Raw genomic sequence first — 12,639 nt, forward strand, 5'->3', positions numbered from 1 at the left:
TCCAGCCTAGCAGATCCGATTTCTCGTTCCTGCCACCCGCTGGAGCGGGCTGCCGGGCCGTTCTCCGCTTTCGCGTTTCCCTTTCCGGCGGTTCCAACCCTACCAGATCCGTTTTCCGTTCCGTTTCCGGTTCGGATTTCATTTCCGGTGGCCGTTGGGGGCCTTTGCCTTTCGGCGCGTCCCGACTTTATCAGAGGTTCTGAGTCGGAATTCCCGCCCGGTTCCGGGCGGCCCCTCCGGCACGTAGCCATGTCGGGTTCCCCTCGGGCGGAGCCGTAAACCTACTGGAGCGGGGCGCCCCGATGCAAATCGAGGTCGCCCCGCTCCGTTTGCCCTGGTAAGGGGTCAGACCTCGACCACCACGGGCAGGATCATCGGCCGGCGGCGGTAGGTGTCCGACACCCACTTGCCGATGACGCGGCGGATCAGCTGCTGGAGCTGGTGCGGCTCCACCACGCCGTCCTGCGCCGACTTGTTCAGCGCCTCGCCCACCTTCGGGAGGACCGCGTCGAACGCCGCGTCGTCGATACCCGAGCCGCGGGCGTGGACGAACGGGCCGCCGACGATCTTGCCGGACGTGGAGTCCACGACGAGGAAGACCGAGACGATGCCCTCCTCGCCCAGGATGCGGCGGTCCTTCAGCGCGCCCTCCGTGACGTCGCCGACCGAGAGGCCGTCCACGTACACGTAGCCGGCCTGGACCTTGCCGACGATCTTCGCCTTGCCGCCGACCAGGTCGACGACGACGCCGTCCTCGGCGATGACGATGCGGTCCTTCGGTACGCCGGTCAGCGCGCCGAGCTCCGCGTTGGCCCGCAGGTGGCGCCACTCGCCGTGGACCGGCATCAGGTTCTTCGGCCGGCAGATGTTGTAGAAGTACAGCAGCTCGCCGGCGGAGGCGTGGCCCGAGACGTGGACCTTGGCGTTGCCCTTGTGGACGACGTTGGCGCCCCAGCGGGTCAGGCCGTTGATCACGCGGTAGACCGCGTTCTCGTTCCCCGGGATCAGGGACGACGCCAGGATGACCGTGTCGCCCTGGACGATGCGGATCTGGTGGTCCCGGTTGGCCATGCGGGACAGGGCCGCCATCGGTTCGCCCTGCGAGCCGGTACAGACGAGCACGACCTCGTGGTCGGGCAGGTCGTCCAGCGTCTTGACGTCGACGACCAGGCCCGGCGGCACCCGCAGGTAGCCCAGGTCGCGGGCGATGCCCATGTTGCGGACCATCGAGCGGCCGACGAACGCCACGCGGCGCCCGTACTCGTGGGCGGCGTCCAGGATCTGCTGGATGCGGTGCACGTGGCTGGCGAAGCTCGCCACGATGATGCGCTTCTGGGCGTTCGCGAAGACGTTCCGCAGCACGTTCGAGATGTCGCGCTCCGGCGGGACGAAGCCCGGCACCTCGGCGTTGGTCGAGTCCGACAACAGGAGGTCGATGCCCTCCTCGCTGAGGCGGGCGAACGCGTGCAGGTCGGTGAGGCGGTTGTCCAGCGGGAGCTGGTCCATCTTGAAGTCGCCCGTGTGCACCACCATGCCCGCGGGCGTGCGGATGGCGACGGCGAGGGCGTCCGGGATGGAGTGGTTGACCGCGATGAACTCGCAGTCGAACGCGCCCAGGACCTCCCGGTGCCCCTCGGCCACCTCCAGGGTGTAGGGGCGGATGCGGTGCTCCTGGAGCTTCGCCTCGATGAGGGCGAGGGTCAGCTTGGAGCCGATCAGCGGGATGTCGGGCTTCAGGCGGAGCAGGTACGGCACGCCGCCGATGTGGTCCTCGTGCCCGTGGGTGAGGACCACCGCCTCGATGTCGTCGAGGCGGTCCTTCAGCGTCGTGAAGTCCGGCAGGATCAGGTCGACGCCCGGCTGCTCCTCCTCCGGGAAGAGGACGCCGCAGTCGACGATCAGCAGGCGGCCGCCGTACTCGAAGACCGTCATGTTGCGGCCGATCTCACCGAGACCGCCCAGCGGGGTGACGCGCAGGCCGCCCTGGGGGAGCTTGGGCGGGGCACCGAGTTCAGGATGCGGATGACTCAAAAGACTCTCCTCACCACGCGCGCCACGTGCCGCTCAGACACGTGGCGCGGGTGACTTTTCATGCGTGTGCGTAGGACTGTTCTGTTGTCTGTGGAGTTGTGAAGTCCGTTGTCACACCTCTACCCCGCCGGCGGCGAGGTCGCTCCTGAGCTGGGCGGTCTCGGCCGGGGAGAGCTCCACCAGGGGCAGGCGCAGCGGGCCGGCCGGGAGTCCCTGGAGGGCCAGGGCGGCCTTGGTGGTGATCACGCCCTGGGTGCGGAACATGCCGGTGTAGACGGGGAGCAGCTGCTGGTGGATCTCGGTCGCCTTCTGGACGTCGCCGGTGAGGTGGGCGTCCAGGAGGGCGCGCAGCTCGGGGGTGACGACGTGGCCGACGACGGAGACGAAGCCGACGGCGCCCACGGAGAGCAGCGGCAGGTTGAGCATGTCGTCGCCGGAGTACCAGGCGAGGCCGGAGCGGGCGATGGCCCAGCTGGCGCGGCCCAGGTCGCCCTTGGCGTCCTTGTTGGCGACGATGCGCGGGTGCTCGGCGAGGCGGACGATCGTCTGGGTGTCGATCGGGACGCCGCTGCGGCCGGGGATGTCGTAGAGCATCACGGGCAGCTCGGTGGCGTCGGCGATGGCCGAGAAGTGCCGGTACAGGCCCTCCTGCGGGGGCTTGTTGTAGTACGGCGTGACGGCGAGCAGGCCGTGCGCGCCGGCGCGTTCGGCGGCGCGGGCGAGCTCCAGGGTGTGCCGGGTGTCGTTGGTGCCGATGCCGGCGACGACGTGGGCCCGGTCGCCCACGGCCTCCAGGACCGCCCGTACGAGCTGGTCTTTCTCCGCGTCGCTGGTGGTCGGGGACTCGCCGGTGGTGCCGTTGACGATCAGGCCGTCGTTGCCTGCGTCGACGAGGTGGGCGGCGAGCCGCTGAGCGCCGTCGATGTCGAGTCCGCCGTCCGCCGTGAACGGCGTGACCATGGCGGTGAGGACCCTCCCGAAGGGGGTCTGCGGAGTGGAGATCGGAGCCATGGGTAACACGCTACTCGCTGCTCAGCGCCAGGGGTCCCCTCGGGGACGTGCGGAAGAGGAGCCCGGCACTGCCTGCTCGGGGGTTCAAGCAGTGCCGGGTCCGTTTGATCAGCCTAGATGAACTTCGCAGAATGCCGCAATACGGACACTTCAGACGGCTGATCCGTACATCCGTACAGGACCCGGAACGGAATTCCGGCGGGTCCGGGACGGGCGGTGCTACGGCGCCACGCGGCCGTTCTTGTTGAAGGCGGCGTGGGTGAGCGGCATGAGCTTCGCCCACTCGGCCTCCATCCGCTCCCCGACCATCTCGATCTCGCGCTGCGGGAACGACGGCACCTTGGCCAGCTCGTGCTGGGTGCGCAGCCCGAGGAAGTGCATCAGCGAGCGGGCGTTGCACGTGGCGTACATGGACGAGAACAAGCCGACCGGCAGGACCGCGCGGGCCACCTCGCGGGCGACGCCGGCGGCCAGCATCTCCTGGTACGCGGTGTACGCCCGGACGTACGACTCCTCCATCGTGTGGGAGACCAGCTTGTGCTGCTGCTCCGTGCCCTCGACGAAGACGTACTTGCCCGGGCGGCCCTCCTGGACCAGCTTCCGGCCGGTGTCCGGGACGTAGAAGACCGGCTCCAGCTCCCGGTAGCGGCCCGACTCCTCGTTGTACGACCAGCCCACGCGGTGCCGCATGAACTCGCGGAACACGAAGATGGGGGCGCTGATGAAGAAGGTCATCGAGTTGTGCTCGAAGGGGCTGCCGTGCCGGTCCCGCATCAGGTAGTTGATCAGGCCCTTGGAGCGCTCCGGGTCCTTGCTCAGCTCGTCGAGGGACTGCTCGCCCGCCGTCGAGACCCGCGCCGCCCACAGCACGTCGGAGTCGGCCGCACTGTGCTTGACCAGTTCGACGGTCACGTCGCTGCGGAAGCTCGGCCGGAGCGCCGGGGGCTCCTCGGGCTGCTGGGGGGTCGCGGCGGGGGTGTCGGTCACCGGCGGGGTCCTTCCGAAGTCGCGTCGCACGGGGCGCGCCCACTCTACGTTGCCGGACCGAGATCGATTCACGGGCACCAAACGGTGCGTACACGCGTCTGAAGGGGTAGCAGCCCCGAAGCACCCACAAGCCACCGAAGGAGAACCCCGATGTTCCGCCGGCGTGAGGCAGTCCCGTTCGCGTTCGTCGCCGAGTCCGACCGCTTCCGCAGTAACGTCACCCCTCCGGCCCGGCAGCGTCCCAGTCTCCCGGAGGTCGCCGGTCGTACCCTGATCGGGCTGACCGTGGTGGCCGGGCTCGTGGGGTCGCTGCTCTTCGGGATGCCGGCGATGCAGGCGGGCCCGTCGGCCGGGCACACCCAGCAGTCCGAGGCCGCCGAGGGCCGTTGACCCGTATGCGCCCCTGCTGTGGCCGGGCCCGGGGGCGCTGGGTAGCCTCACCGGGCACAGCCCGAACGAGCGTGCAAAGAGTTAAGGAACAGCCGTGCCCCTGCCCTTCCTGACGGCCGACCGTGCTTTCGACGCCGCGAGCGACGACACGGCGCTGCCGTTCGACGACGACCACGACCAGTGGCGTCGCCCCTACCGGCCGGGCCCCTGGCGGGTCGTGGCCGCCGCCCTGGCCCTGCTGATCGCCTCGTTCATGCTGCTGGCGACGCTGATCATCGCCGTGGCCGGGGCGCTGCCCGCGGCGGGCGTGTGCCTGGGCGCCGCGGTGCTGGTCGTGCTGGTCGCCCTGCGGCTGCTGCGCGTCGGCACGTGGGTCAGCCGGCACGGCGTGCGGCGCGTGCGGTTCTTCCGCACGACCACGGTGCCGTGGTCGCGTGCCGCGTCGGTCCGTACCGTCCAGCAGCCCGTGCGGTGGCTCGGCCTGCCGCGCACCGTGCAGGGCCAGGCCCTGGTGCTCCACCGGCAGGGGGACGGGGAGCCGCTGACGCTGCTGACCGACCACAACGCCGACTTCCTGTCGCGCGTGGAGGCCTTCGACCGGGCGGCCGACACCGTCGAGGCGTGGAACGCGGAGTACACCCCGGCCTCGTAGGGGGTGCCTCCCGTGCCGCCGGCGCTGTACCCCTTCCGGGTGCGGCGCCGGTGGCGTGCCGGGACGGGTCCGTCCGCGTCGGTCGCCGAGGCGGACGGGACCGGCTCAGTGCGGGGTGGGGCGGCCGTCGTGGAGCGCGATGGCGTGCTGCATCGCCTTGCGGGCCCGCGGGGTGTCGCGTGCGTCGCGGTAGGCGACGGCGAGCCGGAACCAGCACCGCCAGTCGCCCGGGGTGTCCTCGGTCTCCGCGCGGCGCCGGGCGAACACCTCGTCGGCGGAGTCGCGGTCGATCCGGCCGTCGGGGGTGCGGCGCAGTTCGTCGACGGGCAGGCCGCCCTCCGCCTCCAGCTCGGCCGCCAGGCGGTTGGCCCGGGTGACGAACCGGGTGTTCATCCACAGGAACCACACGCCGATCGCCGGCAGCACGAGCGCCGCGACCCCGAGGACGACGGTGACCGCGGTGCCCTGCCGGATCAGCGCCAGGCCCCGGCCGCCGACCAGGACGAACCAGACCGCCAGGAAGGCGGCCATGACGAAATACGTGATCTTCGCGCCCATGGGGGTCAGCCGAGGTCGAGGAAGTGCTCCAGGCCGAAGGTGAGGCCCGGAGTGGTGACGACGCGGCGGCAGCCCAGCAGGATGCCCGGCATGAAGCTGCTGTGGTGCAGCGAGTCGTGGCGGACGGTGAGCGTCTCGCCCTCCCCGCCGAGGAGGACCTCCTGGTGCGCGAGCAGGCCGCGCAGGCGTACGGAGTGGACGGGGACGCCGTCGACGTCGGCGCCGCGCGCTCCCTCCAGGGCCGTGGTGGTCGCGTCGGGCTGCGGGGCGCAGCCCGCCTCGGCGCGGGCGGCGGCGATGAGCTGCGCGGTGCGCGTGGCGGTGCCCGAGGGGGCGTCGACCTTCCGCGGGTGGTGCAGCTCGACGACCTCGACGGACTCGAAGTAGGGGGCGGCGAGCTGCGCGAACTTCATCGTCAGCACGGCGCCGATGGAGAAGTTCGGGGCGATGAGGACACCCGTGCCGGGGCTGGCGTCCAGCCCGGCGCGCAGGTGCGCGAGGCGTTCGTCGGTCCAGCCCGTCGTGCCGACGACGGCGTGGATGCCGTGGCGGAGGCAGTGGTCGAGGTTGTCCATCACCGAGTCCGGCGTGGTCAGTTCGACGGCGACCTGGGCGCCTGACTCGGTGAGCGCGTCCAGCGAGTCGCCCCGGCCGAGGGCCGCGACGAGCTCCATGTCGTCCGCGGCCTCCACGGCTCGTACCGCCTCGGAGCCGATGCGGCCCTTGGCGCCGAGGACGGCCACGCGCAGCTTGCTCATGCTTGCTTCCTTACGGGTTGCGGCGGGGGGTCGGTTCAGGAGACGGCCGTGTGGAGGCGGTCCGCCTGCTTGTCCTTGAGCGGGCCGATCACCGCGAGCGAGGGCCGCTGTCCCAGGAGGTCGGACGCCACCGCGCGGACGTCGTCCGGGGTGACCGCCGCGATGCGGGCGAGCATGTCGTCGACCGACATCTGGTCGCCCCAGCACAGCTCGCTCTTGCCGATGCGGTTCATCAGGGCCCCGGTGTCCTCCAGGCCGAGGACGGTCGACCCGGAGAGCTGGCCGACGGCGCGGTGGACCTCGTCGTCGGTGAGGCCCTCGCGGGCGACCAGGTCGAGCTCGTCGCGGCAGATCCGCAACACGTCGTGGACCTGGCTCGGGCGGCAGCCCGCGTACACGCCGAACAGGCCGCAGTCGGCGAAGCCCGAGGTGTACGAGTACACGCTGTAGGCCAGGCCGCGCTTCTCGCGGACCTCCTGGAAGAGGCGGGACGACATGCCGCCGCCCAGGGCGGTGTTCAGCACGCCGAGGGCCCAGCGGCGGTCGTCGGTGCGGGCGAGGCCGGGCATGCCGAGGACGACGTGCGCCTGCTCGGTCCTGCGGCCCACCAGCTCGACGCGGCCGGCCGTGCGGATCGCGCGGCTCCCGTCGCGCGGGGCGACCGGGGTGGCGTCCGTGCGGCCGAGGGCGCCGGCCTTCTCGAAGGCACGGCGGACCAGGCGGACGACGGTGGCGTGGTCGACGTTGCCCGCGGCGGCGACGACGAGGTGCGTGGGGTCGTAGTGCTTCTTGTAGAAGCGGGCGATCTGGTCCCGGGTGAGGGCGTTGATCGTGTCGACCGTGCCGAGGACGGGCCGCCCGAGGGGCGTGTCGCCGAACATCGTCCGGGCGAAGAGGTCGTGGACGACGTCACCCGGGTCGTCCTCGGTCATCGCGATCTCCTCGAGGATGACGCCGCGCTCGGCGTCGACGTCCTCCTCGCGGATCAGCGAGCCGGTGAGCATGTCGCACACCACGTCGATGGCGAGCGGCAGGTCCGTGTCGAGCACCCGCGCGTAGTAGCAGGTGTACTCCTTCGCCGTGAAGGCGTTCATCTCGCCGCCCACCGCGTCGACGGCGGAGGAGATGTCGAGGGCGCTGCGTCCGCGGGTGCCCTTGAAGAGGAGGTGTTCCAGGTAGTGCGTGGCGCCGTTGAGGGTCGGCGTCTCGTCGCGGGACCCGACGTGCGCCCAGATGCCGAAGGTGGCGGAGCGCACGGACGGCAGCGTCTCGGTCACGACGCGCAGACCGCCCGGGAGGGTGGTGCGGCGGACGGTGCCGATGCCGTCGCGGCCCGGGAGGAGCGTTTGGGTACGGGCGACGGCCCGCGCCTCCGAGGAGGTGCGGGCCGTCGCCTTCGAACTACGGGACGTCACTGGTCGGTGTCGTCCTTGTCGCCCTCGGCGCCGTCCTCGTCCGCCATCACGGGGATGAGGGAGAGCTTGCCGCGCTGGTCGATCTCGGCGATCTCGACCTGGACCTTGGAGCCGACCGCGAGCACGTCCTCGACGTTCTCCACGCGCTTGCCACCGGCGAGCTTGCGGATCTGCGAGATGTGCAGCAGGCCGTCCTTGCCGGGCATCAGGGAGACGAACGCACCGAAGGTGGTGGTCTTGACGACCGTACCCAGGTAGCGCTCGCCGACCTCCGGCATGGTCGGGTTGGCGATGCCGTTGATCGTGGCGCGGGCGGCCTCGGCCTGCGAGCCGACCTGGGCACCGATGTAGATCGTGCCGTCGTCCTCGATCGTGATCTCGGCGCCGGTGTCCTCCTGGATCTGGTTGATCATCTTGCCCTTGGGGCCGATGACCTCACCGATCTTGTCCACGGGGATCTTCACGGTGATGATCCGCGGGGCGTTGGGGGACATCTCGTCCGGCGTGTCGATCGCTTCCATCATCACGTCGAGGATGTGGAGGCGGGCGTCGCGGGCCTGCTTGAGGGCCGCGGCCAGGACGGACGCCGGGATGCCGTCCAGCTTGGTGTCGAGCTGGAGGGCGGTGACGAACTCCTTGGTGCCGGCGACCTTGAAGTCCATGTCGCCGAAGGCGTCCTCGGCACCGAGGATGTCGGTGAGCGCGACGTAGTGCGTCTTGCCCTCGATCTCCTCGGAGATGAGGCCCATGGCGATGCCGGCGACGGGGGCCTTCAGCGGCACACCGGCGTTCAGCAGGGACATGGTGGAGGCGCAGACCGAACCCATGGACGTCGAGCCGTTGGAGCCGAGGGCCTCGGACACCTGGCGGATCGCGTACGGGAACTCCTCGCGCGTCGGGAGGACCGGCACGATCGCGCGCTCGGCGAGCGCGCCGTGGCCGATCTCGCGGCGCTTCGGCGAACCGACGCGGCCGGTCTCACCGACGGAGTACGGCGGGAAGTTGTAGTTGTGCATGTAGCGCTTGCGGGTCACCGGGGAGAGGGTGTCCAGCATCTGCTCCATGCGGAGCATGTTGAGGGTGGTGACGCCCAGGATCTGGGTCTCGCCACGCTCGAACAGCGCCGAGCCGTGCACGCGCGGGATGGCCTCGACCTCGGCGGCCAGCGTGCGGATGTCCGTCAGGCCACGGCCGTCGATGCGGACCTTGTCCTTGATGACACGCTCGCGGACCAGCTTCTTGGTCAGCGCGCGGTACGCGCCGGAGATCTCCTTCTCGCGACCCTCGAACTGCGGGAGCAGCTTCTCGGCGGCGATCTCCTTGATGCGGTCGAGCTCGGCCTCGCGCTCCTGCTTGCCGGCGATGGTGAGCGCCTGCGACAGCTCGCTCTTCACCGCGGCGGTCAGCGCCTCCAGGACGTCGTCCTGGTAGTCGAGGAAGACCGGGAACTCGCCGACCGGCTTGGCGGCCTTGGCGGCGAGGTCCGACTGGGCCTTGCACAGGACCTTGATGAAGGGCTTCGCGGCCTCGAGACCGGCGGCGACGACCTCCTCGGTCGGCGCCTCGGCGCCGCCCTTGACGAGCTCGACGGTCTTCTCGGTGGCCTCGGCCTCGACCATCATGATCGCGACGTCGCCGTCCTCCAGGACGCGACCGGCGACGACCATGTCGAAGACGGCGTCCTCGAGCTCGGTGTGCGTCGGGAACGCGACCCACTGGCCGTTGATCAGGGCGACGCGGGTGCCGCCGATCGGGCCGGAGAAGGGCAGACCGGCCAGCTGCGTGGAGCAGGAGGCGGCGTTGATGGCGACCACGTCGTACAGGTGGTCGGGGTTGAGCGCCATGATCGTCTCGACGATCTGGATCTCGTTGCGCAGGCCCTTCTTGAAGGAGGGGCGCAGCGGGCGGTCGATCAGGCGGCAGGTGAGGATCGCGTCCTCGGAGGGCCGGCCCTCACGGCGGAAGAAGCTGCCGGGGATCTTGCCGGCGGCGTACATCCGCTCCTCGACGTCCACCGTCAGGGGGAAGAAGTCGAGCTGGTCCTTGGGCTTCTTCGACGCGGTCGTGGCCGACAGCACCATGGTGTCGTCGTCCAGGTACGCGACGGCGGAGCCGGCGGCCTGCTTGGCCAGGCGGCCCGTCTCGAAGCGGATGGTGCGGGTGCCGAAGGAACCGTTGTCGATCACGGCTTCGGCGTAGTGGGTCTCGTTCTCCACCAACGATGTCTCCGTCTACTCGTCGTCTTTTCGCCCCGGCGCCCGTGTGGCGCGGGACGGGGGCGGAGAGATGCGCCTTCTGTGCGGGCCGGTCTTCGATCGAAGCACCCGGGTGTACCCCTGGGACTGCGTCCCGTGGGGCCCGGGGGCCACTACCGAGGACCGGCGACGGCGGGGGGCGTCCCTCCGCTTGCACCGCGACCGCGCGGGGTGCGCGTCACGGTGGCGTCATGTCGTGTCGCCGTGCGGCGCCACGACATGCGGTGTGTGGGTCGTGCGGTGTTCCGTTGTGTCGTCGTGCGACCAGATTACTGAGCTTCCACCCAGGATCGCATGTCCGGTCGCCGCGTGGATTACACGCGTACAGCAAAAGGAGCGGCTCCCGGTCGGTCGGGAACCGCTCCCTTCACGGCGTCTTACTTGGCGCCGCCGGCCGCACCGCGGCGGATGCCGAGGCGGTCCACCAGGGCGCGGAAGCGCTGGATGTCCTTCTTGGCCAGGTACTGCAGCAGGCGGCGGCGCTGGCCGACGAGGATCAGCAGACCACGACGGGAGTGGTGGTCGTGCTTGTGCGTCTTGAGGTGCTCGGTCAGGTCCGAGATGCGGCGGGAGAGCATCGCGACCTGGACCTCGGGGGAGCCGGTGTCGCCCTCCTTGGTGCCGAACTCGGCCATGATCTGCTTCTTCGTGGCGGCGTCGAGAGACACTCGGTACTCCTCAGGGTGTTCGATGCGCCCGCGAGTGCCCCTGGTCTTGATCTCAGGGGGACTTCCGTGACTCGGGGGCGAAGGCACGATGAGCGCTGCTCCCAGATGCTCCGGGGGCGCGTACACAAACGGCCGTCACACAGCGTACCAGCCGGCGCGGGTCCGCCGGACGTGGCCCCTGGCCGGGGCCCGTCCACCCGGCCCGCCCCCTGAGGCCGGGTGGACGGGCCGGGCGGGCGTGCGGGCCGGGGGCCGGGGCCGGGCGGGGTGTTCGGGGGCCCTCAGGAGGTGAGGGCGCGGATGGAGTGGTACACGTCGAAGACCGCGAGGCAGAGCGGGACCAGCGTGAGCAGGAAGAAGCCCTCGGCGATCTCCAGGAAGCGACCCCAGAAGGGGGTGACGCCCTTGTTCGGCACGATCAGCCCGATGGCGACGATCAGGGCGGCGATGGCGGCGATGGCGGCGGCGAGCCAGACCGTGCGCAGGTCGAGCGCCCCGCCGTCCCCGCGCAGCGCGGCGCGGACGATGTCGCCCGGCGGGTTGACGGCCAGGCCGAGGCCGAGGAGGACGAGGGAGCCGAGCCCGGCCGCGAGGGCGCAGCCGACCTGCGCCGAGTAACGGAACAGGTGCGCGCGCGTCATCATCGCGATGCCCGCGGCCAGGGCGAGCAGCTGGCCCCAGACGTTGTCGGAGAAGCCGAGCACGCCGGCCGCGGTCACCGTGACCAGGGCGCAGCCGCCGACGAGGCCGACGAGGAGCTCGTGGCCGCGGCGGGCCTGGGCGGCGATGCGGGCGGCGTCGACGGGGCCCTGCGGCGCGGTGTCGCCGGCGTCGTACCCGCCGACGGCGGTGCGGGGCGGGTCGAAGCCGATGGGCAGACGGGCGAAGCGGGTCGACAGGCTCGGCAGGAACGCCAGGGCGCCGGCGGCGACGGGCGGGCACACGGCGGCGGTCTCGACGGGCGTCATGCCGGTGAGGATCGCGACGAAGGAGACGATCAGTCCCACGGTCGAGGCGAAGACGAACGCGACGAACGGGCTGTCACCGGCCGGGGCGACCAGCATGAGGATCAGCGACGTGACGAGCACGGCGGCGCAGGCGAGGAGGAACTGCAGCCGGCCCGGCCCGTGCCCGGCGGCGAGCGACAGCAGCCCGGAGCCGCCGACGGCGGCGCTCGCCATCGCGCCGACGCCGAGGGCGACGGCCGAGCCGCGGTCCTCGTACACGCGGGCGCGGACGCAGGCGAGGGAGAGGAGGAGGAGCGCGGCGACGCCGGCGAGGACGCCGGGCAGGCCGTGCATGTCGTGGCGCGGGTCGGCCTGCCACAGGACGAACGCGAGCAGGACGAGCAGCACCGAGCCGCCGAAGAGGCCGGAGCCGCGCATCAGGCCGTCGGTCCAGAACCTGCGGTCGCGGGCGACGGCGGAGGCGACGGCGTCCGAGACGTCGTCGAAGACCGCCGGGGGCAGCGACTCGGCGAAGGGCCGCAGGGAGAGCAGTTCCCCGTCGAGGATGCGCTGCGCGGCCAGCGAGCGGGCGGCGTCGAGCACCGTCCCGTCGCGGCGCACCAGGTGGTACCCGACCGGGCCGCCCTCGACCGGGCTCTGGCCGGAGAGCCTGAGGATCTCCGGGTACAGGTCGGCGACCGGGATGTCCTCGGGCAGCGCCACGTCGACGCGCCCGTCCGGCGCGACGACGGTGACGCGGCAGAAGCCGGTTCCGCCGCCGGACGGCGTCGCGGGACCCGGGTGACCGGTCGTGGTGGCCGCCGCTGGGGCCGTCATGCTCACCTTCTGCTTCCCCTCGTGGTTCTGTGGCCCGGTGGTTCCCGTGGCCCGGTGGTTCCGTGGCCCGGTGGTTCTCCGTGGCGCGGTGGTTCTCCGTGGCGCGGTGGTCCGGGACGTCGCGGAACCG

11 protein-coding genes are annotated in these 12,639 nt (G+C 71.3%); 2 read left to right on the forward strand and 9 right to left on the reverse strand.

Features of this window, described 5'->3' with window-relative positions; translation table 11 throughout:
- Positions 1-345 precede the first annotated feature (345 nt).
- The 3 genes from ACF053_RS28285 to thyX form a co-directional block, all read right to left on the reverse strand.
- Positions 346-2,031, reverse strand: a complete 1,686-nt coding sequence (locus ACF053_RS28285; protein WP_391956598.1) for a ribonuclease J — start codon at positions 2,029-2,031, stop codon at positions 346-348.
- Between the two features lie 111 nt (positions 2,032-2,142).
- The gene (gene dapA / locus ACF053_RS28290) at positions 2,143-3,042 is read right to left on the reverse strand and encodes a 4-hydroxy-tetrahydrodipicolinate synthase (RefSeq protein WP_058943782.1); all 900 of its coding nucleotides are present in this window, start codon (positions 3,040-3,042) and stop codon (positions 2,143-2,145) included.
- Between the two features lie 219 nt (positions 3,043-3,261).
- The gene (gene thyX / locus ACF053_RS28295) at positions 3,262-4,029 is read right to left on the reverse strand and encodes an FAD-dependent thymidylate synthase (RefSeq protein WP_391956599.1); all 768 of its coding nucleotides are present in this window, start codon (positions 4,027-4,029) and stop codon (positions 3,262-3,264) included.
- 150 nt (positions 4,030-4,179) lie between these two features.
- Here thyX and ACF053_RS28300 point away from each other — a divergent pair, with 150 nt between their 5' ends.
- Both ACF053_RS28300 and ACF053_RS28305 read left to right on the forward strand, forming a co-directional pair.
- Entirely contained in the window at positions 4,180-4,419 is a 240-nt protein-coding gene (locus ACF053_RS28300) for a hypothetical protein (protein ID WP_391956600.1), read from the forward strand.
- 94 nt (positions 4,420-4,513) lie between these two features.
- A complete protein-coding gene (locus ACF053_RS28305; RefSeq protein WP_391956601.1) occupies positions 4,514-5,071 on the forward strand; it encodes a hypothetical protein in 558 nt (185 codons plus the stop codon).
- Between the two features lie 105 nt (positions 5,072-5,176).
- On the opposite strand, the gene ACF053_RS28310 is transcribed toward ACF053_RS28305, so the two are convergent.
- The 6 genes from ACF053_RS28310 to eccD form a co-directional block, all read right to left on the reverse strand.
- Entirely contained in the window at positions 5,177-5,629 is a 453-nt protein-coding gene (locus ACF053_RS28310; RefSeq protein ID WP_058943785.1) for a hypothetical protein, read from the reverse strand.
- 5 nt (positions 5,630-5,634) lie between these two features.
- On the reverse strand, positions 5,635-6,387 hold the full coding sequence (gene dapB, locus ACF053_RS28315; protein ID WP_391956602.1) for a 4-hydroxy-tetrahydrodipicolinate reductase: 753 nt from the start codon (positions 6,385-6,387) through the stop codon (positions 5,635-5,637).
- Positions 6,388-6,422: 35 nt separating this feature from the next.
- Positions 6,423-7,802 (reverse strand): M16 family metallopeptidase, encoded by a 1,380-nt coding sequence (locus tag ACF053_RS28320; protein ID WP_391956603.1) that lies wholly within the window; start codon positions 7,800-7,802, stop codon positions 6,423-6,425.
- Complete coding sequence (locus ACF053_RS28325; RefSeq protein ID WP_058943788.1) at positions 7,799-10,018, reverse strand: polyribonucleotide nucleotidyltransferase; 2,220 nt, start codon at positions 10,016-10,018, stop codon at positions 7,799-7,801. The genes ACF053_RS28320 and ACF053_RS28325 overlap by 4 nt, the downstream gene beginning before the upstream one ends.
- 416 nt (positions 10,019-10,434) lie before the next feature.
- Positions 10,435-10,725, reverse strand: coding sequence for a 30S ribosomal protein S15 (rpsO, locus tag ACF053_RS28330; protein ID WP_003958228.1), 291 nt, complete (start codon positions 10,723-10,725; stop codon positions 10,435-10,437).
- A gap of 281 nt (positions 10,726-11,006) precedes the next feature.
- Positions 11,007-12,509, reverse strand: a complete 1,503-nt coding sequence (eccD, locus tag ACF053_RS28335; protein ID WP_391956604.1) for a type VII secretion integral membrane protein EccD — start codon at positions 12,507-12,509, stop codon at positions 11,007-11,009.
- Positions 12,510-12,639 lie beyond the last annotated feature (130 nt).

The organism is Streptomyces kanasensis, assembly GCF_043077165.1.
In the GTDB taxonomy this organism is placed as follows: domain Bacteria; phylum Actinomycetota; class Actinomycetes; order Streptomycetales; family Streptomycetaceae; genus Streptomyces; species Streptomyces changanensis.

Bases quoted from the DNA above. Each gene is read 5' to 3' on its own strand.
- ACF053_RS28300 (WP_391956600.1), top strand. From the start codon at position 4,180: ATGTTCCGCCGGCGTGAGGCAGTCCCGTTCGCGTTCGTCGCCGAGTCC.
- dapB (WP_391956602.1), bottom strand. From the start codon at position 6,387: ATGAGCAAGCTGCGCGTGGCCGTCCTCGGCGCCAAGGGCCGCATCGGC.
- dapA (WP_058943782.1), bottom strand. From the start codon at position 3,042: ATGGCTCCGATCTCCACTCCGCAGACCCCCTTCGGGAGGGTCCTCACC.
- eccD (WP_391956604.1), bottom strand. From the start codon at position 12,509: ATGACGGCCCCAGCGGCGGCCACCACGACCGGTCACCCGGGTCCCGCG.
- ACF053_RS28310 (WP_058943785.1), bottom strand. From the start codon at position 5,629: ATGGGCGCGAAGATCACGTATTTCGTCATGGCCGCCTTCCTGGCGGTC.